Origin of the sequence: Paenibacillus periandrae (genome assembly GCF_022458865.1) — a bacterium.
In the GTDB taxonomy this organism is placed as follows: Bacteria; Bacillota; Bacilli; order Paenibacillales; family NBRC-103111; genus Paenibacillus_S; species Paenibacillus_S periandrae.
In genome coordinates, this window is sequence record NZ_JAJNMU010000034.1 from 1 (window position 1) to 20,919 (window position 20,919).

Annotated in this window: 14 protein-coding genes and 6 pseudogenes; 12 read left to right on the plus strand and 8 right to left on the minus strand. The window is 47.0% G+C overall.

All coding sequences use genetic code 11. The features are described 5' to 3' along the window. Positions 1-185 precede the first annotated feature (185 nt). Together LRL21_RS38590 and LRL21_RS38595 are read left to right on the plus strand one after the other, a co-directional pair. Positions 186-515, plus strand: a complete 330-nt coding sequence (locus LRL21_RS38590; protein WP_240421133.1) for a hypothetical protein — start codon at positions 186-188, stop codon at positions 513-515. Then, positions 515-1,402: a GNAT family N-acetyltransferase gene (locus LRL21_RS38595; protein WP_240421134.1), complete on the plus strand. Its 888-nt coding sequence runs from the start codon at positions 515-517 to the stop codon at positions 1,400-1,402. The genes LRL21_RS38590 and LRL21_RS38595 overlap by 1 nt, the downstream gene beginning before the upstream one ends. Positions 1,403-1,555: 153 nt before the next feature. On the opposite strand, the pseudogene LRL21_RS46510 reads toward LRL21_RS38595, so the two are convergent. After that, positions 1,556-1,833, minus strand: a pseudogene (locus LRL21_RS46510) (group II intron maturase-specific domain-containing protein); the annotation flags it as partial. A gap of 182 nt (positions 1,834-2,015) precedes the next feature. Between LRL21_RS46510 and LRL21_RS38605 the strand changes: the two are divergent. From LRL21_RS38605 to LRL21_RS38615, 3 genes and pseudogenes are all read left to right on the plus strand, one after another. Further along, a pseudogene (locus LRL21_RS38605) lies at positions 2,016-2,831 on the plus strand (reverse transcriptase domain-containing protein); the annotation flags it as partial. Further along, positions 2,807-3,154: pseudogene (gene tnpA / locus LRL21_RS38610) on the plus strand (IS200/IS605 family transposase); the annotation flags it as partial. The pseudogenes LRL21_RS38605 and tnpA, both read left to right, overlap by 25 nt. Positions 3,155-3,355: 201 nt before the next feature. Next, a complete protein-coding gene (locus LRL21_RS38615) occupies positions 3,356-3,820 on the plus strand; it encodes a hypothetical protein (protein ID WP_240421135.1) in 465 nt (154 codons plus the stop codon). A gap of 184 nt (positions 3,821-4,004) precedes the next feature. Here the strand turns inward: LRL21_RS38615 and LRL21_RS38620 are convergent. Beyond that, positions 4,005-4,214 (minus strand): annotated as a pseudogene (locus LRL21_RS38620) (LysR substrate-binding domain-containing protein); the annotation flags it as partial. Between the two features lie 31 nt (positions 4,215-4,245). After that, positions 4,246-4,431, minus strand: a complete 186-nt coding sequence (locus tag LRL21_RS38625; RefSeq protein ID WP_240421136.1) for a hypothetical protein — start codon at positions 4,429-4,431, stop codon at positions 4,246-4,248. Between LRL21_RS38625 and LRL21_RS38630 the strand changes: the two genes are divergently transcribed. After that, positions 4,425-4,679, plus strand: a complete 255-nt coding sequence (locus LRL21_RS38630; protein WP_240421137.1) for a hypothetical protein — start codon at positions 4,425-4,427, stop codon at positions 4,677-4,679. The two genes, LRL21_RS38625 and LRL21_RS38630, sit on opposite strands and share 7 nt — an antisense overlap. A gap of 199 nt (positions 4,680-4,878) precedes the next feature. Here the strand turns inward: LRL21_RS38630 and LRL21_RS38635 are convergent, their stop codons facing one another. Continuing rightward, entirely contained in the window at positions 4,879-5,667 is a 789-nt protein-coding gene (locus LRL21_RS38635; RefSeq protein ID WP_240421138.1) for an SDR family NAD(P)-dependent oxidoreductase, read from the minus strand. Between the two features lie 128 nt (positions 5,668-5,795). Here LRL21_RS38635 and LRL21_RS38640 point away from each other — a divergent pair, with 128 nt between their 5' ends. Next, positions 5,796-6,422, plus strand: a complete 627-nt coding sequence (locus LRL21_RS38640) for a TetR/AcrR family transcriptional regulator (protein WP_240421139.1) — start codon at positions 5,796-5,798, stop codon at positions 6,420-6,422. 414 nt (positions 6,423-6,836) lie between these two features. Then, complete coding sequence (locus LRL21_RS38645) at positions 6,837-9,926, plus strand: hybrid sensor histidine kinase/response regulator (protein ID WP_240421140.1); 3,090 nt, start codon at positions 6,837-6,839, stop codon at positions 9,924-9,926. A gap of 726 nt (positions 9,927-10,652) precedes the next feature. Here LRL21_RS38645 and LRL21_RS38650 read toward each other — a convergent pair. Further along, the gene (locus LRL21_RS38650) at positions 10,653-11,075 is read right to left on the minus strand and encodes a polysaccharide deacetylase family protein (protein ID WP_240421141.1); all 423 of its coding nucleotides are present in this window, start codon (positions 11,073-11,075) and stop codon (positions 10,653-10,655) included. 177 nt (positions 11,076-11,252) lie between these two features. On the opposite strand from LRL21_RS38650, the pseudogene LRL21_RS38655 reads away from it, so the two are divergent. Continuing rightward, a pseudogene (locus LRL21_RS38655) lies at positions 11,253-11,630 on the plus strand (spore germination protein); the annotation flags it as partial. A gap of 834 nt (positions 11,631-12,464) precedes the next feature. Here the strand turns inward: LRL21_RS38655 and spoVB are convergent. Next, the gene (spoVB, locus tag LRL21_RS38660) at positions 12,465-14,015 is read right to left on the minus strand and encodes a stage V sporulation protein B (protein ID WP_240421142.1); all 1,551 of its coding nucleotides are present in this window, start codon (positions 14,013-14,015) and stop codon (positions 12,465-12,467) included. A 240-nt stretch (positions 14,016-14,255) separates the two neighbouring features. On the opposite strand from spoVB, the gene LRL21_RS38665 reads away from it, so the two are divergent. Then, positions 14,256-15,320, plus strand: a complete 1,065-nt coding sequence (locus tag LRL21_RS38665) for a hypothetical protein (RefSeq protein ID WP_240421143.1) — start codon at positions 14,256-14,258, stop codon at positions 15,318-15,320. Positions 15,321-15,521: 201 nt separating this feature from the next. Beyond that, the gene (locus tag LRL21_RS38670; RefSeq protein WP_240421144.1) at positions 15,522-15,908 is read left to right on the plus strand and encodes a hypothetical protein; all 387 of its coding nucleotides are present in this window, start codon (positions 15,522-15,524) and stop codon (positions 15,906-15,908) included. 156 nt (positions 15,909-16,064) lie between these two features. On the opposite strand, the pseudogene LRL21_RS38675 reads toward LRL21_RS38670, so the two are convergent. Both LRL21_RS38675 and LRL21_RS38680 read right to left on the minus strand, forming a co-directional pair. After that, positions 16,065-16,394: pseudogene (locus LRL21_RS38675) on the minus strand (IS110 family transposase); the annotation flags it as partial. A 320-nt stretch (positions 16,395-16,714) separates the two neighbouring features. Continuing rightward, entirely contained in the window at positions 16,715-19,666 is a 2,952-nt protein-coding gene (locus tag LRL21_RS38680; protein WP_240421145.1) for an OmpL47-type beta-barrel domain-containing protein, read from the minus strand. 649 nt (positions 19,667-20,315) lie between these two features. Here LRL21_RS38680 and LRL21_RS38685 point away from each other — a divergent pair. Beyond that, positions 20,316-20,774, plus strand: a complete 459-nt coding sequence (locus LRL21_RS38685) for a hypothetical protein (RefSeq protein ID WP_240421146.1) — start codon at positions 20,316-20,318, stop codon at positions 20,772-20,774. Positions 20,775-20,919 lie beyond the last annotated feature (145 nt).

Genomic DNA, 20,919 nt, shown 5'->3' on the forward strand with positions numbered 1-20,919 from the left:
AATGGGCGGATCGTCCAGCAGGGCAGCTACGAGGAACTGCTTCGGCAGGAAGGGCTGTTCGCTAGGCTCGCTGCGCGCCAGGTAGTGTGATCGGACCAAAGATACCCCGTTTGGGGTACGGATTTTTGCCTTTTTTCCCGCTATAATGAGGCGTAGCTGTTCACTATAACGCAGGAGGCGAAAGCATGAGCTGGACGATGGAGAAAGCCAATGAGCTATTTGAGGTATTTAAGCAGCGGGCTTCGGAGGACGCCGAGTTCCGGGCATTGGCGCTGAGCGACCCGAAACGGGCGATTCGCGAGCTGACGGGGCTGGAGCTGCCGGAAGGCGTCGAGGTTGTAATCACGGAGGACGAGCACGGAGAAATCCAGGCGAAAACCTTGTTCGGGGCTCCGTCCTCTGACGCAGAGCGCGAGCTGGATGAAGCGGAATTGGAGCAGGTAGCAGGCGGCACGTCGTTCTCGGCGTTTATCTTGTACGGTCCTCCTTATCCGGAGCGCACAAAGAAAAAGTAATGTTCGAAATTGTTCGGCTTGCCCAGGGGAGGGCGGCGTCTTACCAGTCTTTTACGTATCGCTCTTACCGCGGCTGGCTGGTCAAACCGGCTGCCGGCACTGAAGAGGAGGCTGACGCGCAGAATATCATTCTCGGCGCCTCCTTCATGGGTCGGCCGGTCGGCCTGCTATTGGCCCATCCTCCCGTGGACGATGAACCCGCAAGGGTGCTGTCCGTATTTGTTGACAAGCCGTACCGGGGGCTCGGCATCGCTACGGCGCTTATGCAGGAGCTGAAGGCATCCTTGAGCAGAATGGACCTTGAGCAAGCGTGCGTAGAATATTACGCGCTGCACAGCTATGAAGCACTGGAGCGGGTGCTGGCCAAGTCAGGCTGGCAGCCTCCCTCGGTGTACAGCAGTTTCTACCGATGCGACATCGCCGCCGGCCGGGACAGTAAGTGGATCAGCCGGTTCAAGCTGTCGTCCCGCTGCACCGTAATTCCTTGGAACGAGCTGAGGAGAGGTGAGCTGTCCCTGATGAACCAACTTCAGGAAAAGGATTACAACGCCTACTTCATGCCGCTGCGCGCAGAGGGCGTGATCGAGCGCGACTGCAGCCTGGTGCTGAAGCTGGACGAGGAAATCGTCGGCTGGTCGATCGTCGATCGCCAGCTGGCGGAGACGCTGCTGTACCGGACGTTATATATCCGCGAGGCGTATCGCGATCATGGGCTGGGGCTGAGCCTGGCCGCGCAGTCCGCGCAAAGGATGCTGAGGACGAATGCCTCGCATCTTGTTATCCAGATTTTGCCCGGCAACGAACGGATGCAGAAGGTGGCAGACCGACTGCTGGCTCCTATGCAGCCTGTTGTGACGGATTACAAGCGGGCGGTTCTGGACCTATGAGTCAAGGAGGCCCGAGGGAAACAATCGAGTAAGAGGGGGTGGCTAGCCCCCGTATTCTCACGCCACCGTACATGCGGGTCCGCATACGGCTGTTCCAAAAGATTAACACAGCTCCAAGTAACGTGAAAGCAGACTTTTCAGCCCTTTCGTCTCCTAGAAGGAGGTCGGAAGGGCATTATTTGTGTTCCGGGACATTTCCCATGCGCCGCGGCGTGAGTTGGCCATCATGAAGCTCGCCCAGTTGGGGACTCCGAGCGCCCGGGGCTCGCGGATGCGGGTTCTCACCCGTTTCCACTGTGTCCAAAGACAATGCGGAGTCTCCTGCGAATCCACTGGTCAAGGCTCTGGCAGTGCGTCTTCGCTGAGGCTAGGCGGAAATAGCCTATCCATCCCATGAGGTAACGGTTCAGGCGAGAGATTCGTTCTTCCATGAAACTATGATTCGCTTAAGGAAAGTATTCCCACGAACTTTTTAAAACAGAACTTATTTTTGATGAATGGCTAGTGTCGGGTGACAAGAACATTATCTCATTAAGAGCCGCGTAAATCGCGGCCTTTGTGTTTTATGGGATAAAGTTCTTGTCAAAAACTTTCGAACGTCGTCCTTAATGACCTCGATCAATGGATTGCCGGCCAATGGGAGAATTTCGAAACGGCATTCGGACAACAAGGCTCCAAATACCAGTCGCTTAAACACCTCAGTAATCTTAAAGAAGGTTACATTGTGCGATATGCAGATGATTTTAAAGTACTCTGCAGGGACTGGAGAACTGCCCAAAAATGGTATCACGCCGTCAAACTCTACTTGAAAGACCGTCTGAAATTGGACATATCCCCGGAGAAATCGCAGATCGTTAATCTACGAAAACGAGAGTCCGAATTTCTTGGATTCACCATCCGTGCTAGCAAAAAGGGTAATAAAAGAGTAGCGCATACGGGCATTAAAGCCAGTAAAATGCAGAAAATTAGGGCTGAAGCCAAAAGACGCATACAAATATTAAGAGCTTCTCCAACCGCCCAAACTGCAATACTTTTCAACAGCTTTGTGTTAGGAATCCATAACTATTTCAGTCGGGCTACACATGTTAATGTCGCCTTCTCACGTCTTGCCTACGATCTCAGAGCTTTCATGTACAATCGTCTAAAACTGGTCGGGAAACATAAACATCCTGCAAATCCTCCGCCTACATACAAGAAATTCTACAGCACGGGTTTCAGAACGTTTAAGGTGGCGAATGTGTATCTATTCCCGCTTGCCAATGTGAAAACAGTTAATGCATTGAGTTTCAGCCAAGAACTCACGACTTACACAGAGGCAGGAAGGGAACGCATAACGAAGAAGCTTCGCCCGGACATTAAGCAGCAGATTCATCTGTTGCTGAAATCCAACATCCCAAACCGGAGCGTCTTTGTGAGCGAAAAGGTGTAGAGATAATAGAAGCGGAAGCATGCCCTGATCATATCCACATGCTAGTGAGTATCCCGCCAAAACTCAGTGTATCGGAATTCATGGGATATCTGAAGGGAAAAAGTTCACTGATGATTTTCGATCAATTTGCTAATCTAAAGTATCGGTATGGGAGCAGGCAATTCTGGTGCAGAGGGTATTACGTAGATACGGTAGGTCGAAACAAGAAAGCGATCGAAGAGTACATTCGCAATCAACTGACAGAAGATAAGAACTACGAACAACTCACCATGAAAGAACTGATCGACCCGTTTACGGGCGAGTCGGCCAAAAAGGGCAGATAACGTAGCCCCTTTAGGGGCCAGCCTGTGATAGTCACGCGGTTGGCAGAACTTCGATGCGCCTTTGAGGCGCGTGCTGGTACCATGCCCTTATAGGGCTGAAGGAAGCCACCGGCTAAGCCGGTGGTTATGACTACAAGAGCCTAAAATAACATCGGCACTAGCTGGAAGTATCAAAATTAGATATAATGACGTTTTAATAAAATGGGACTAAATATTGAGGTCACTTACAAAGATATTAGTGATCGGTCAGGTTGTTCGGAAGAATCTCTATATGGAGCAGACTTGGGCCTTACGATTCGTGTTAATACAGATAACAATTTGAAAACATATGAAAAAGTAAAATCAGCATTAATACAATCAAAGTTCCCTTACAATGATTCAAAGAAGGAAATCGGAAAATCGCTAGAAAAAATGATAGGTGTAATAGACTCCGGTAAGCACGGGTCCTTTATTGTAGTTTATAATAGAGATGGAGTCAAAGTTTTAAATTCTTGGGATATTGAAAATGCGGGATATGATTTGAATTTAGCAAAAGGTGAAAGTTTAGAGACATTTTTCAACAGCCGCAATGGGGACTTCGCACAAGCGACCAAGGATCTAGCTGATTTAATCGGTCGACCTCCGATGAAGCTAAGGGATTTTTTTAAGGAGTCTATATCTCTATAAATGGCAATTAGGGTGTTCATGGGTACGATAATTGTAAAGTATCAACTTCAGGGCCTCCCGCAAAGGATGGCCCTAAAGCTTGCCGTTCCGACAGCACGGTGAACCTTATCATGAGTAGGGAGAAATTTTGAGCTGTCAATCCTTACGGGCTTGGAATTCGCATCGACCGATCTTGGACGCGCTCTCATCTTGGGAGAACCCCCCTTGCTACTTCTATGAAAGATAACATGATGGGCGAAAGCCACTTGTCTTTATGCCATGACATCTGTGTATACACGTGAAGGTCTGGAATTTGCCATGGAAGAGCAACAAGTTCGCTCCGTTCAACTTCCGCTTCCACCACGATTTCAGGAAGAAAGGCAATGCCGATTCCCGAAATTGCGCAGGACTTCAGGTATAGCCTTCACGTCGCTCCGTAGTGGCTACTACACGGCATCGGCACTCATGATGATCGGCGATGCAATAAAAACAGGGAAATCTATCACTCCTGAGGAAGGTCCGGTTGCCTGGACAGCCCACTTCGATCTGGCCGAGGCTGCGGCGACGATCATAAGCGAGCAAAATCTGCATGGCATGCCCCCCAATCTTACGGGATCCGAGTCCGTTGACATGGAAGGGATTGCGACAATCGCTTCCGAAGTCTTGGGGCAGACCATCCGCAGGATCGTCGGACGAAGAGTTTTGGGTCCGCGTTGTATCGAGACGTGCCGGAAACGAGCATAAATATGCGGATGGGGATGTATCTAGCGAGCCGTCAGGGAGAGACTTCGCGCAAGTCGATCTTGCTCAAGCGAATTTGATCGCCCGGCCTTCGAAAAGCTTTAGAGAAATCCTGAAAGAGTCGATTTCTCATGAATAAGGTTTGACTGCGAGAATACATGCAAATGGGGTGTCCATTTGGATGCTCTAAAATGTCGACAATGAGGACAAGCAGAAGGTGGAGAGTTCGTCTCCACCCATATTTGATAGTCGAATTTGTTCTCGGCGTTGCTCAATATGTTGATCTTGGGTAGGTTTATGATATCCATGTACTTATCTCCTGCTCAACCCGTAAGCAGTCATCGATCGGCCGCTGCTCCTAAGCATAGGTGCTGCTGTGGTATGACCCTCAATTGTTTAGATACCAGCCAATATTGCACCACCTTCGACTTGAAGCACAGACCCGGTCGTGTATGTGTTTGTCGCCAAGTACACGTAAGCCGCAGCGATCTCTTCGGGTTTGCAACGTGTTGTATTAAGAGTGACTGGGCAACCGTTTGGAACATCAATGCCAAACTTTCAGTGTCCATTCCCATTCCACTGTAAACAGGCGTATCCACCATCCCTGGCGAAACAACGTTGACTCGTATTGGAGCCAAGTCCATAGCCAATACGCGGGCAAAGCCCTCAATGGCTGAGTTTAGCGCAACCAGCGTCGAGGCGCCCCTTGTCGGCCGTGCGGCAAGTACACCGGAAGTCAGGGTGATAGACCCGGACTCCTTGATATAAGGTAAAGCGGCTTTCACTGTTGTGTATTGCCCCCAGAACTTTCCGTCAAACTCAGCTCTCGCAACATCGATTCCCAAAGAACCAAAGGGACCATTGACAGACCCGCCGCCGGTAGCAGTAACGACGAGGTGATCGAAGTCACCAATCTTTTCGAAGAACGGATTCATCTGGCTTTCATCTTGGAAATCCAGGGCATATCCTTGTGCTGACCCGAGATCCTTCACTGCCGCGTCTACTTTCTCCTGTGAACGGCTGGCAACGATGACCTGAGCACCTCGAGAAAGAAATAATTTCGCGGTGGCCAGACCAATGCCCGAAGTACCGCCCACAATGACGGCTCGATGATTTTGCAATGACATCTTTCATACCTCCATTATAAAGTGATATACCTAAAACGGAGTTTTGATTCCGTTTATATCAGTATGCGGAGTCAATACTCCGTTTGTCAATTTGGTGTATAATAAATTGGGAGAGGGGGGTCATTTATATGCCAAAAAAGGAGCCTTCGCGCGCTCAAGATAATAAGGGTTCAAATTCAATCGATGCAGGTCCTGCAGGAAAATCACTGCGAGCGGATGGCAGAAGAAACAGAGAACGAATACTCGACGTTGCAACGAAAGTCTTTGCCACCGAGGGATTGGAGATTCCAATAGATGAAGTTGCCAATCGTGCAGGGATGGGGATTGGAACGGTATATCGTCACTTTCCGACGAAAGAAGAATTAATTGAAGCTGTGGTTTTCAGTTTTAAGCAACGTCTCATCGAGAAAGCAAGGGGGATGCTCGATCAAGACGATCCAGGTCAGGCTTTTTTTAACTTTTTGTCGCTAATTGTGAGAGAGGGTATGGGAAACAAAGCGCTCATCGCCGCTCTGGCCCGTTCTGGCGCGGACATCCATCGTCCGCTCTCTGGCATCTCTCTGGATTTTCAAAATGCAATAGGGGAACTACTGAATTGTGCGCAGCAAGCGGGTTCCGTTCGCAATGACATTCAGGTAACCGATATAACAGCTATTCTATTCAGTGTTATGCGGACTCTTGAATACAATGATGATTCCGGATTATCGGAGCGCATCCTGTCAGTTGTATGTGACGGGTTACGTGGCCGTTGCTGAACTGATTTGTTCGTTCATCCGACATCAAGAATGGGGCTGCCGCGGCATTCTCCTTTCGCATTTTTCGCAGTTTCCCCCGTTACGGAGAACCGTATCATAAGTAAGGACGAAAATTTTGAAGCAAGAGGGATTTCGCCTTGCCGCAGCTAGTAAAATTTGAGCTCGTTCCAGACATGCAGAACGGGCCTTGACCAACTGGATAAATATGCGAGAAACAGTTCGTATCATTTCAGCGTATTTTAGGTATGATACTGTCCGACTTTCAGAGCCGGGTTCTGCACACATCCATTTACGGTCATTGCAGGTGTTCTATGACTAGCGGGACGCCGCGCAAGGCGCGGTATCCGTATTCCAGAGTGGAGGGCCATCGAAACGCCTGAGAACGCTTCATAATAACAAGAATTGTGGTGTCACATGTATAGAGTAAAATATATAGTCGTTATCACTTTGTTTCTCGCTGTTCTTCTAAGCTTTCGGTGGCTTTGGTCCGAAGTGTTTCCAGCCCCGGAGTATCCTCAGGCTATTCAAGGCGTGCTCGACATGCGCGGTTGGGATTTCGAGAAATCCCGCGCTATCAGTCTTAATGGCGAGTGGGAGTTTTATCCGTCGGCCTTTATCTCGCACGAAGACGCTGCGCAGCTTTCGGCCGCCGCTCCGCGTTATGTTCAGGTTCCGGGAAACTGGCACAGCGCTTTTCCGGAAGGCACGAAATCGTCGTACGGTTACGGGACATACCGGCTTCGCATATTGGTCGATTCTTCGGTGGACCAACCCTACGCCTTCTGGATCAGGGACGTTCAGGCTTCTTCCGCTGTTGAAATCAACGGTCAAATGCATAAGTCGCTTGCAAATCCTGCGGAACAGCCGCAATCGTATACGCCTGGCAACGTTCCGTATACCGTCTCCTACGAAGCAAATGGCGCGAAGGAAATCGAGCTGCTTGTGCGCGTCGCCAATTTTGAACACCCTTTTGTCGGTGGCATTTCAAAATCGATCCGCTTCGGCTCGCAGGTGGCGATCGACTTCGAGCACTCGTATTCCATCGGCTTTCAGCTTATCTTGTGCGTTGTTCTTCTGCTGCACGCATTATATGCCTGCATCCTGTACCTGTTCAACCCGCGGCAGAAGGCGCTGTTCGTTTTTTTCCTGCTACTGCTGGCCGCCAGCGTCACCGTCGTTTCCGATAACGATAAAATAATGCAGATTTGGTTCCCGATGAGCTATATGTACGAGCAAAAAATCAGACTGCTTTCATACATGGGAGCTTCCTATTTTATTTTATACCTGACCAGGACCCTATACGCTAAAGAGGAAGGCCGTAGGTTGTATCGGGCTTATGTCGTCCTGCTCATCATCTATTCGGTGTTCACGCTGTTCGCACCGCCTCCGCTCATTTATTATTCAAGGAAAGCCATGCTTTACGCTTTTCTGTATTTTTTTCCAATGGCTTGGTTTGTTTATTTGGCCGTTAAAATGGTGATGAGAAAGCAGCATGACTCCATTTATCTGCTGCTTGCGGTCATCAGCGTTGCGTCGAGCATCCTTTGGGGGGCTTATAATTTCAGCGAAAAGGTAAGCGGCGTCTTCTATCCGGTCGATCTGATTGCGGCTATTGTCGTTTTCTCGGCTTATTGGTTTAAACGATATTTCCGCAATTCCGAAGAAAACGCCAGGCTGAACGAGCAACTCAGAGAGTCCGACAGGCTAAAAGATCAATTTCTCGCCAATACGTCGCATGAGCTAAGAACGCCGCTGCACGGCATAATGAATATCGCTCAGAACATCATGACCAATCAGCGGCACGTGCTGGACAGTAAAAGCCTGGAGGATATGCATCTACTCATCACGATCAGCAGCCGCATGTCGCACATGATCGACGATTTGCTCGACGTGGTACGTCTTCAGGAGAAGCGCATCGTGTTGAAGAAAAAACCTTTAGAGGTGCGGTCCATCGTTTCCGGCGTATTCGGCATGCTTGCCTTTATGACGGAGGGCAAGCCCATCAGACTGAAAATGAATATCCCGGAGCCGATGCCGCCGGTTTTTGCGGATGAAAAAAGACTGGTACAAATCTTATTTAATCTCGTGCATAACGCGCTAAAGTATACGACGCAAGGAACGGTGGCCGTTTCTGCCAAAATCGAAAACGGGCAGGCACAGATTGAAGTATCCGATACAGGGTCCGGTATGGATGAGGACACGCAATCACGCGTATTTCTGCGCTACGAGCAGGGCTTTCACGGCCAAAATGACGATCGGGGGATGGGGCTCGGCTTAAGTATTTGTAAGGAGCTCGTAGAGCTTCACGGCGGAGAAATTACGCTTCGCTCCGACCCCGGGAAAGGCTCCGTATTTCGTTTCTCACTCCCTCTCGCGGATTCGCAGACAATTCCTGAGAGGGGGCTTGAGGTCTACGGGGAAATAGCAGCCGCGCAATTCCTTTCGGAAGAACCCGCCAGCGAACTCCCTGTCCTGCAGCTTGAATCGCTGCCATTCGAGGAAGGGCTGGCCAATATCCTTGCCGTGGACGATGACCCTGTGAACCTGAAGGTCCTTGCAGGTATCCTGAGATCGGAGCCTTACAACGTCAAATTGGTCGCTTCGGCGGAAGAAGCATTGTCGCTACTCGGAACGCAGCAGTGGGATTTGCTTGTAGCCGATGTGATGATGCCTGAAATGTCCGGCTATGATTTGACGCGAAAGGTAAGGGAGCGCTTCTCTGTTTCAGAGCTCCCGATTTTGCTGCTGACCGCGCGCAGTGCACCTGCGGACATCTATGCGGGATTTAAGGCTGGCGCGAACGACTATGTCGCCAAACCGGTCGACGCCCTTGAGTTGAGGTACCGTATCAGGTCGTTGACTGCGTTGAAGCAATCGGTTCATGAACGGCTGCGTTTGGAAGCAGCATATCTTCAGGCTCAGATCCAGCCCCATTTTCTTTTTAATACACTGAACTCCATTATGGCACTCAGCGATCTGGACACGGAGAGAATGCGCAAGCTTGGTGACGCTTTTATCGATTACCTGCGAATTAGCTTTCATTTTCTAAATTCAGGCAAACTGGTTGCGCTCTCCCATGAGATGGAGCTTGTAAAGGCGTATCTGTATATCGAAAAAGAGCGTTTCGAAGACAAGCTCACCGTCGTATGGGAGGGAGATGCGGACTTCGAGCTGCTTCTTCCGCCGCTTAGTATCCAGCCGCTGGTGGAAAACGCAGTCAAGCACGGCGTCCTAAGCCAAGCGGGTAGAGGGACGGTACGCATCCGCACGATTCGCATGGATGATTGCACGATGATTGAGGTGAAAGACGACGGCAAAGGGATGAAGGAGGAAGATATTCAGTACGTGCTGGAACATCCGGCCAAGAAAGGGTGGGGCGGCATCGGGTTGTTCAATACGAATCGGAGGCTGGAGCAAATGTACGGGAGCGGCCTTTTGATTGAAAGCAAGGAAGGTGAAGGCACCTCGGTTTCTTTTGTGATCCCCGCGGGAAATGCACCCTAGCATAAACAACCATACCGTTCTGGAAAAGGTATGATACCAGAATCAGTTTTTCAACCGGTTGTTTTCGTTCTGTATCCTGCTCGAAGCTGCTTACACGGACATAGCCAATACGTTGTCCCTTCATAAAAAAAGCTCCTCATCCCAAAAGTGTCAGGAATAAATCTATAACCCTTTTTCGAAAGTGTCAATTAATATTCATAACAACCCAATTCTGACGTTTTTCTTGAGATATTCTGACGTCAGTTTGAGGTATAGTTCATTATGACAAGTAGCCGAGAGAGAGGGAGGGGATCGGGCATTATAGTTTAACAACCAAGTTTCTTACTCTAAGATACAGGTCTTCACACATGATAAAAGCCCCTTATCGGGGCTTTATAATTCCGCAAACGAAGCATCTATAGTTTTTTCCCTTAGCCTGCCTTACGTTTTCGCAATAAACACACTGCACAATAAACACCTCCTCTGTGGGATATTATGCCGATGGAAAGGTATGCCTATACAAAGTAACCCCGTGTTTCTATTGCTAAGATATTAACCGAAACAACCACAAATATGTAGGAGGCGTGTATGGGCTACTTGGGGTGCCATTAAGATCGAAGGAGAAATAAGTACATGTAAAGAGCGACAAAATAAATGTCGCTCTTTACTGCCATATTTAGATAAGCAACCTAATACCCCCACCAATATTCAATTCAATAGGGGACTGCTGTCTTTTACAACCATCGTTTATTTCTTTTTATGTGCCATCAATTCTGAGACGGTAACTACCCGATAGCCCCTCTTTTTTAATTCCGGAAGTATTATTTTCAAAGCCTCAACCGTTTGTGTCGATCCGTTAATATGATCGTGCAGCAAAACGATGTCCCCATTACGTGCATTGTTCAGTACTTTATTCGCAATTTTGTCTACCCGGGTGGCGCTCCAATCCTTTGTATCCTGGTGCCAAGACCATAATACCACCGTATATCCGTATTGTTTTGCTATTTGAATAACCGTATCATTATAAAAGCCACCTGGGGGCCGAAACCATGGACAATCTTGCCCGGTTACGGCTTTTATTTTTTTCTGAACGTTTTCAATCTCAGCCGCAATCGTTTTCTGTCTAATATTACCCTTAAAATAAACGTGATTGTCCGTATGGTTTGCCACCTCGTGTCCTTCTGCAATTTCACGTTTGACGAGATCCGGGTTTCCTGATTTTGGTATCACATCACAAGAGCGAAATGACACACCGGATTTGGAGTTCTTTAATACTGCTTATAGTCAGCAGTATATTTTCCCTTAATACGAGCCTCAACAAAAAGAGCAGCCTAGTGGCAATTCATGTTTCAGGCCGCAGAAGATTATTATCATCGGTTGGATATTGCCAGCCTTCTTCGTATATTGCGTTTTTTTTGTTTCTTCATTGCTTTATCGGCTCCTTCCCTATATATTGCCATTACAACTTTTCACCAGGAAATGGTCCCCACCGACCTGCTTATCAGCTTGGTAGCACAGCGGGAGAGCGTTCCATTTCCAGCCTTTATAGAGGCAATTATCATGGAAGTCAGCTTCGAAATTTTGCGCGAGGCTGGGATTCGAATGCCTCGCGCTATCGGGCAGGCAGTGTCTATTGTTGGAACATTGGTTATTGGGACGGCTGCAGTTGACGCGGGTATGGTATCCGCAGCTATGGTTATTGTGGTATCGATAACAGCCATCAACAAACAATCAACCAACTGTCGGGTGACAAGAACATTATCCGAATGAAGTCCACGGAAACCGTGGGCTTTTTTAGTAATCGGATCAAGTTCTTGTCAATTAGCGATGACAAGAACTTGATCCGATTCCCGATTGGTGACAAGAACATTGTCCGATTCCCGACAACCTTAGCAGAATCGGTTTGTGACACTATTTGTAGTATTATTATTTGAACTTGATCCAGAAGTGAGTTGTTTCGAAGGATAACAAACATAACCATATCGTCTGTTTGAAGCTGGAGATATCAAATACGTAAAAATATCACTTTCAAAAGGAGTTATCACTAGTAATATATGTGAAATAGTGATTGCTTCAGCAAGCTGTACGCCGCGTATCGCTTGTGAAATTGGATATCACACCTTAATCACCCTACACGCAGATGCCGGCATGGATCAGCGGCCGCGTTGTGCTAATTGGCAGTAGAGCGTGATGGCAAACTATTCTAGTTATTTGAGGGGGTAGGAGAATGGGATATATTTTTCTGATTTAACCACAGATGGACTAAATATTATTCGTTCAACCTTGTGTTCATTCGCATCGACCAGCTTTTTGTCTGCAGAGGGGACGTGGACTATGAAGCTGCCGATTGAAAGGCTGCAGGTACAGAAGTAACTAATGCAGAGCGTGGTGTTGTAGTATCCTCATAATTCACGGGTTCCTTGGTTTTTGAAGGAGAAGAATGTCCACATCTTGATGTCAGTGTAATCAAAGCTGCAAAAATGAATGCTATTTTCAAATAATCCTAAGGATATGTTTGAAGGACCATATTCAGATTAAGAATGTGATCCTGATTGAAACTTACCATAGGATCGAGAATCTGTAGCGCGTACTTTTCCAATTCAACGTACCCGTCAATACGAGTGCGGCCAAATAGAGAAACAAGGAACAGACGATTGAAATGATTACACACCATAACTGTGGCATACCATGGCTGGAAACATAGATATAGGTCCAGTGTCCGCATATCATCATCAGCATCATGCATATCCCAACCTTGACATAAGGGCGAATACTCCAATAAAATCCAATCGAGCTTGAGATGGAAAAGAAGTTCAGTAGTGTTTGCATCACAATGCCGATACCGATGCCGTACGCAACGCCAATAATACCAAATTGGCTGCCGAACACGAAGATCGAGACACCCTTGAATACTGTAGCTATTACGTAATTCCACAGCGTAACTTTCGCGTGGCCAAGGCCAAGCAGAATCGCATGAAGCGGGGCGTCGAAATAATGCAGGAAAAACATCGGCGCCAGTATTTTTAGAAGCAGTCCTGCTTCAGGGGCATTATAGACAAGTGTCGTTAGTGGAGTTGCCCACTCGTACAAGATAACGGTTGCCGGTGCGCCGATCAGGAGTCCCAAGATCATAGCCTGATTCATCCTCTCATGTATGAGCAGACTGTTCTTGTTCGCCGCTGCCTCGCCAATCGCAGGAATGAGAGCGGTGGACAAAGATTGCGTGATAAAGCTTGGCATGAAAAGCAGCGGAAACGCATAGCCGGCCAGTTGTCCGAATTGCTTCGTGGCTAACGCCGTGCCAGTGCCGGCGAGCGCTAAGCTGGTTGTAACAAGAAGCGGCTGGAAGGTGCTGTATAACGAATGAATGACACCGTGCCCAGTTGTCGGCAGTCCGATCTGCAGCAGCTCGCCGAGTATGCTTCTTCCTTGTTTCAGGTGGTTTTCCCAAGTCTCGCCCGGCATCTTAGGTTCACCGTATAACTTGTAGCTTGTCACAAGGTATAGAAGGCTGATCGCTTCGCTAACAACAGAGGCAGCCATTGCTCCGGCTGCCGCATAAGCGACACCGTAAGGCAGCAAGAGGTTTACCAGCGCAAGAACACAGGCGATTTGCACCGTATGCTCCAACACATCGGAAGCTGCAATGGTCTTCATCTGCTGCATGCCGCGGAAATATCCCTTTAATACGGCGGAGACAGCTACGATCGGCGCGATCGGCGTAATCGCCAGCATCGCGTAATAAGCGCGTTGGTCGCTTAGCAGTATGGATGCGATCCACTCAGATCCAAGTAACGATATGGTCGTGAGCGCTACACTCAAGACGCTCGTGACAGCTAGCGAGACATGCAGAATGCGCCTCACTTTCGTCCGTTCACCGCGAGCGTCGGCCTCTGCGACCAACTTTGAAATTGCCACCGGCAATCCAAGCTCCGTAATCGTAATGACGAGCGGGACGAGCGGATGCGCCATCATCAAGATGCCGATTCCCTCTGCGCCCAGGACGCGAGCGATATACATGCCGCTAATAAAACCGAGAATACGGTTGATGAATGCAGCGACAGACAAGACCAGCGTACCTCTCATGAACGATTGCCCGTGTTGTGACATGACTTGTGTCCTCCTGTTTATCGAATACTTAAATGTATTCAAAAATTGGAAAAGCATGCGAACAAGCCGGTGTTGATGCCATTATGTAAGCCGATAGAACACAATTCAGACATCGAAGTTAGTTATATTCTTAATGGTTGTTCTGAACCAAGAGATCCTCAATAAAATTATTAGATAATTTCACACTTGGAATATATACCTTTTTGATAATAATAAATAAACGAGAAGCAGAGGAGACTTATGCCATTAATAGCGACTTCAAAGCTACCACCACCAGAAGACTGGCAGGAATTTGAAAGTATGACACGCGATGTTTTGAGTGAGAGATGGTCTTCCCCTAATCTTGAAATGAATGGAAGACAAGGTCAAGAACAAGCTGGAGTTGACATATATGGAGCAAATCATAAAAATATATTTGTTGGAGTCCAATGTAAAAATACTGACAATTTAAACCTTCAAACTGTAGTTGATGAAGTTGCAAAAGCTGAAGCATTTGAACCTTCAATCAAGGTATTTTATATAGCTACCACAGGAAAAAGAAATAGTAAACTCCAAAAATCTGTACGTATTGAAAGTAAAAAGCGAAAAGCAGAAGGTAAATTTAGGATTCACCTTCTTTTTTGGGAGGATATTCAATCTGAAATAGCAAAAAGCAAGCTACTTTTCCAAAAATACTATAGTCAATTTATTACGAACTTGCCAACACAACCTTCTGTAAGTGGGAATCGAAATATTAGTGCACTTGATCTTGGATTTTATGGTTTGAATATAAGACGAATCATGGGGATTTCCTTTGGGGATTGGGGGAGTTCAGAAAAAGATATCAGGGAGTTCAGTTCTATGCTTGATTTGCTAGAGGAGGCCATTACCGTTATTGCGAGTGTAGAACAATTACCTAAAAGATTAGATACATTAAGTAAATTCAAGAATGAAATAGATAAAGTATGTGAAGGAAGGGTGAAGAGTTGGAAAAATGCTAACGAGTTTGCAGAAAAGCTTGAAGTGACTATACGTAATTTAAATCGTTGGTTAGGACCTGAAGAGATAAAGTTGTTTACTATAGGAGCACAATTAGGTACATGGGAAAATTACGATCTCTATCATTATGAAGATTCATACAGCCAAGAAAAATTGGATTTACTTAAAGAGCGAATTAAGGAGGTTTTGGCTGCTAAGAAAATTCCAAAAGAAATTGACCAGTACATTAAAGATTATCTAGATCAGGATAGTGAGTTTGGAAAAAGAAGCAATGCACCAACTAGATCCTTTAACTGGCTCAGACAATACTACATGACCAATCAATAATTAGGAGCTAATTGATAATACACCTAGACCTTATGAAACTTTTCAACGGCTACGTCAGAAACTACCACACATTTAACCTGACGATCCATCACGGTAAGCACTCATTCACAATGAGGGAGATAGAATATTTCTCAAGGCTCGGCTCTATGTTGGGGGTATCATCCCTTCACGGAGGACACATGTAGCGGAGCCGTCCGACCGATGGACTTGTCATGGTGGGGCAGCTACGATGGAGAGTATTGGCACGACTTTATCCTCCACATGGAGCGGGAGAACTTTTTCAAGAAAGATATGGAAACCTTGGACAAGCTGTTCTGTGACCGAGAGTACACCCCAATCAACATTATCGGTATCATGAACGTTCGAAGCCGAGTCAGAATTGATGAGTTAGTAGAGACAGCGAAAACAACTTGTAAGATCGACAATGCCGTGCTCGTATTCAAAACAACGTCGTCAGGCAAAAGCCAGCCGTATTTTGATGAAGTCCACGCTTATCTGCTTAATAAGTCAGAGATCATTGAGAAAAAGATGGCTTTCGTATCAGACATCAGCGGTACGCTTTACATGCAGTTTGAAAAGACACTTTGAAAAGGGTGCTTGAGAAATCAATATTATCATGAGTCTTTTAGTCATACACTCGGGTAAGTTATGTCTGCAGCATACCAGAATATTGTTTGAGGACAGTAATATTATGAAGCCCTTTGCTGAATATCAGCAAGAGAGTTACTTTAGATGGTTTTATAGAAGCAGTTGTGCAATCCAGGCTGCATCGGCGACATCCGTTTTACGCCCGGGTACGTTTTTGATACGTCGAGCATTCGCTAGAATAAGCGTAAATTGCTCCTCAAAAATGTTCCAAACTGGTTTCCAATACACCCCCGTGCTCTCCATGGCAACGTGCGTACACTCCCAGTTATTCAACCAATTGTAGAGGGCCAGCAGTCCCTTGGTCGTCGTGGAAAAGGTACGAATTTCTTGCTTAGGTTTGCGATCTAATTCCCCATACAGAACACAGGCGACTACTGTTTCTTGGTGGACATCAAGCCCAGCACATCTTTCTAAGATTGCTTCCATCCCACATATCACTCCTGAAATAGTTTAAGTGATGCAGGTCATGTACCCTCAGAGTAAAAGAGTTTTTATACACGTGCTCTCAGCAACAATTGGCGGTGCTTGCGGGATACAGTCGGCCGGTTTGGGACTCAGAGTTTTCCTACCAAAAAAGTCTCGGCCTGTGACCTGCAGTTCCATTATGGAACATACAGATTCACAAGCCAAGACATTTTCATTCATGGTGGTGGCCGTCAGGCCATGTTAGTTTGGGACACTCTCTTTGCTTGTTGATCAATATTGGGTTTCATTTGCTCTTCTCCTGTTTCTTACGCTCCCATCTTTTACTGCGGTAGCATGTAATTGATGTGCTGAATCAATACATCAGCAGCCTTTGCAGACAGATTACCGTTCTCCTGCTGATTTTTCACGAATTGCAGCAGATCGTTCACATGCTTAAATGCTTGTTTGTCATGGCCCTTGGAAAGCTGGGATTCGGCTTGCTCCAGCTTCGCCATAAGGGATTGGCCTATCCCGCCATTCTTGATTTGCCCGTCACGGACAAACTGTCCAATTATCGTACGGATCGTCTCGAAGCTTGTGCCAATCTGGAAGCTGAAGCTTTGCTCGGTTTTATTGCTGGCTTGATCGGTTACACGGTAGCTCACCGTATGCGAACCGATAGCAATTTGAGAGGTGGGAATGGTTTCGGTCAACCCTATTTTCTTTCCGTCCAGAAAAAGCTTAATTTGATCTATGCCTGATAATCCGTCACTTGCCTTAAGCTCGAAGCTTAGATTGGTACCTGACTTTACATCATGAATGGGCTGTCCTGATTCCGTTAGCGTAACAACGGGTGCCGATTTATCGATGGAAACTGCCACTGACTGCTCCGCTTCCGTGTTGCCTGCTGCATCTATGGAATAGAACTTAAGCGTATTGATGCCCTCCGTATGAATGGTAACCGGAGTTGTATACGTCGTCCACCCACTATTGTTAAGATTTAAATGTGTCACGGAAGCTCCGATTTTAGTGTCATAAGCTGATAACGTAACGGTAACATCCCTCGAAAACCAGCCATTCGGATTTGCAGTTTCAGACAACTGATAGGTAGTAACTGGTGCGACTGTATCGGCTGAGAAATCACTTAATCCTCTTGGCTTCAGCTGATAGATTCCTTTAAAGATCGAAGAAATGCCGCCAATGGTTACCACCTGTCCCTCGTGGTAGGGAAATGCAGTTTGGTTAAGTCCGGTACGTCCATCTACGCGTACATGGATCGTAGTTGGACCGGAAACGGCATCAAATTCAAAAGATCCCGTCGGTGCTGCGCTGACCATATTTTTAATGATTACATTTGGTAATTCGACCAATTGGCCTTGATTCGTTTCCGATAGGGAGGTTACAACTTGTTTAGCGGGCAGAGCCGCGGTTCCCGTCTTTTTAATTGCAATTGGGCTGGTCAATTCCAGTTCACCGTTAAATAACGCTGTCGGTGCGGAGACCGAGAGAAGATCTCCTTGATGAAACCCTGCTTGGCTCTGAAACACGTAGATGCCTCCACTTGCATCCTGCAGGTAAAATGCTTGTCCGCCGAAGGAGCCAGGCTCCGTGGTGACTACTCCTTCTACGGTAACCGTAGTGCCCGCCGTCTTCGATCGTGCTTCCGCTACGGAAATTTTAGCCGGTATGACCGGACCGTCTGGCGGAAGTGGTTCAGCCGCAACATTGGCAAGCGTAACGGATTCGGTTTTCAGGTTCGTACTGCCTTGCCTGAAACGAAGATTAGCCGCTCCCTCCGAACCCGGCTTTACTCGAAGAGTTACATCTTTATAGGCATGACCCGTGCTATTGGCAGTTAAAGTAAAAGCGCTGCTGTATCCATAGCTTGTCGGCCAAGTGCCATCCGAATTCTGCACTATGGCGACCTGTGTGCCTCCCGTTAAATAAATACCCAGAGAAAACCCTGAAAGTGTGGCGCCTGGAGCCAAGTTATCAGCGGTTACTCTAATTTGAAATTCCTGTGCATTCGGCAGTTGGGCTTGTTTAACGAAGCCGTATGCCGGATTTGCTGCAGCCGTGGGACCACCATACGAACCTGGTTTAAACGTAGAAGCATCCCACCATTTATATCCGGCGGCGGGTGCGGCCCACGGTTCTGCCTGCGGCTCTGTGGAATTTACCGGCAACTCAGCTGCGGATAGTACCGTCGGCTGGTCAAGCTGCAGCCCGTTTACTTGCGATAAGGAAGTATAGCTTTCCTTCTTGGCAAGCCAATTCACCGTATTCACAAGCAGTGCTGCATCGTTCTGTTCCTTAAAGCCGTCATACGTGGTTTTGGATTGGCCCGTTTCTTCGCGGAGGTATTTGGGCGTTGCATCCTCAACCGGGGATGAATCCCCGATGAACGCCGCTTTGCCCGCCCCGACTTTGGCCACCGCAGCATACGGCCCTTCAGCTATGCCTCCGCCATTGTATACGCCCTGATCCACGGCATTAGGCCAAGCTTCATTCGTCTGAGGCAAATATACGATGCCCTTGGCCTTTGTCGGATCGATGATGGCAAGAGTCGAGCCGGCGTGCATAGCCACCGTTGATACGCCACTTGTAATTCCGAACGCTTGCTCCGGCGCTACAATCTGATCCGTAATAATATCCCCCAGGGCATTATAACGGAAGCGCACACCGAAGTTCGTTGCCAGCCAGTCTGAGCTCGCAATCTCCTGCATAAGAGACGAGCTGCGCTCTTCACTGCTCATACCTTTCGCGGGATCTTCCCAAGCGCCGCGACGGTAGCCATTAAAAACCTCGGAAGCGTCCCACCGGTTTTTATTACGGTCCGCATTATAGTGGTCGGCGATGAAGAAAATGCTGCCCCCACTATTCACATACTGCAGCAAGGCATTTTGCTCACTTATTTTATAAGGAATATTAGCTTCTCCAATAACTAAAACATGATAATCCTTTAGATCGTCAAAGGTAATAGGGGTCGATTTACGAAGCTCTTTCACGTCGTAGCCACTGCTTGCAAGTCCATTTGCAAAATCGGAGAACCCCCCGTCAATCACCCAATCCGCCGCACCCGCCGTTTGACCGTGAGTGTTGTCGAATAGTATTTTTTTGCCTGCATTCTCGTTCACCACTTTAGCTGCAATAAAAGGTGCCGGATCGCTTGGCCCTTCAGCATAGACAGGGGTAAATCCGCCGCTAAGCCCCGCCGGTAAAGGGAGTATCAGTGATAGAGTGAGTACAGTTTTGACCAGTATTGACTTCATTGCTCCCGTTTTCTTCAACATAAATTCCCTCCTGTATTCTTCGTTTGGTTTATTGCCTTCGTAAATCTACTCATCAAAGCATTCGTAAATCTACCCAATTATTGTACCATTGGTAGAAGACTATTTAGATTAACTTTCTGTAAATAGCGGCAGTGGCCTCCTCCATAACTCACGGGGTAGGGTTCCTTAGCCTGCTTATTTACTCATGATGTTGATTGTCTCTGAAGCCGGTACCCACTGGACCCTGGAGCCAAGCGATTCCACAAGAAAGCGGACGGGAGTATTCATGCTGAACGTAAGAAATTCGGATTAAAAACACACACCCAAATTCTCTAGATGATTTTTAGGGTTAATTCGGGGACTGGTAAAATAGTGTAAAAGAACGGGATTCCTACACGTTACGAACAAAGATAGCGATCGGAGAACTGGTTGGTATCATAAGCGTGTTGGTGACGATTTTGGCTATTACTCTAACGACTGACAAAAGTGCACCTAGAGGAAAAGATATTATTCCCGCAAAATTTATTGGATGCACTTACTCTTTTGCAAGACTTAGTGCTTGCGAAAAGAAGGTATGATGCAGAACGTAATATGGGGAAACCCATAGGTGGAATGACTACAAGCTGATTTCGGCTATGTAGGACATCCATTTATAATTAGGGGGTAAGAGATGAGAAAAATTTTCTACTCATCACTGATTGTACTAGTAATGGTATCGGTAGGGTGGATTTTTTTTACAAGAAATATGGATAACAAATCTATCGGACCATTAATTAATGCCTTCTACAATGTTTTTATTGCAAAAGACTATTCAAATATGTATAAATACACAGATTTCAGTGGTTATTCTCAAAACCCTATTTTAACAAATGAAGAGAAAGCGAGTTTGGCACATGGTTTATTAAATAATGATAGACATTGGTATGGAGAAATTAAGAGATACGATATAAAAAGTATTATGTGGACAGGAATAAACAAAAGAATTGCCACAGTTGCCGTAATAACACTGAATGGATACGGCTATGAACAAACCTACTATGATAAAGTTATTATAGAAAAAAAGGAAACAATTTGGCTTATAACAGAGTATAAATCTGGCTCACCATGGAGAACAATGAAAATGCCGTAAGGTATTACTCAGACTAGACGCAATACCAGGGGTAATGCCAGCGTAGCTGACACCACCCGCAAACACATGGATAAAAATGTAAGAACCCTCCGCGTCTGGAGAGTTCTTTTTATGAGTAAGAAATGTACCAATTGCAGCCTGTTTG

What these genes read in the sequence shown, in the direction of transcription:
- LRL21_RS38590 (WP_240421133.1), top strand. Translation starts at nt 186, where the DNA reads ATGAGCTGGACGATGGAGAAAGCCAATGAGCTATTTGAGGTATTTAAG.
- LRL21_RS38595 (WP_240421134.1), top strand. Translation starts at nt 515, where the DNA reads ATGTTCGAAATTGTTCGGCTTGCCCAGGGGAGGGCGGCGTCTTACCAG.
- LRL21_RS38615 (WP_240421135.1), top strand. Translation starts at nt 3,356, where the DNA reads ATGGGACTAAATATTGAGGTCACTTACAAAGATATTAGTGATCGGTCA.
- LRL21_RS38625 (WP_240421136.1), bottom strand. Translation starts at nt 4,431, where the DNA reads ATGTCAACGGACTCGGATCCCGTAAGATTGGGGGGCATGCCATGCAGA.
- LRL21_RS38635 (WP_240421138.1), bottom strand. Translation starts at nt 5,667, where the DNA reads ATGTCATTGCAAAATCATCGAGCCGTCATTGTGGGCGGTACTTCGGGC.
- LRL21_RS38640 (WP_240421139.1), top strand. Translation starts at nt 5,796, where the DNA reads ATGCCAAAAAAGGAGCCTTCGCGCGCTCAAGATAATAAGGGTTCAAAT.
- LRL21_RS38645 (WP_240421140.1), top strand. Translation starts at nt 6,837, where the DNA reads ATGTATAGAGTAAAATATATAGTCGTTATCACTTTGTTTCTCGCTGTT.
- spoVB (WP_240421142.1), bottom strand. Translation starts at nt 14,015, where the DNA reads ATGTCACAACACGGGCAATCGTTCATGAGAGGTACGCTGGTCTTGTCT.
- LRL21_RS38665 (WP_240421143.1), top strand. Translation starts at nt 14,256, where the DNA reads ATGCCATTAATAGCGACTTCAAAGCTACCACCACCAGAAGACTGGCAG.
- LRL21_RS38670 (WP_240421144.1), top strand. Translation starts at nt 15,522, where the DNA reads ATGGACTTGTCATGGTGGGGCAGCTACGATGGAGAGTATTGGCACGAC.
- LRL21_RS38680 (WP_240421145.1), bottom strand. Translation starts at nt 19,666, where the DNA reads ATGTTGAAGAAAACGGGAGCAATGAAGTCAATACTGGTCAAAACTGTA.
- LRL21_RS38685 (WP_240421146.1), top strand. Translation starts at nt 20,316, where the DNA reads ATGAGAAAAATTTTCTACTCATCACTGATTGTACTAGTAATGGTATCG.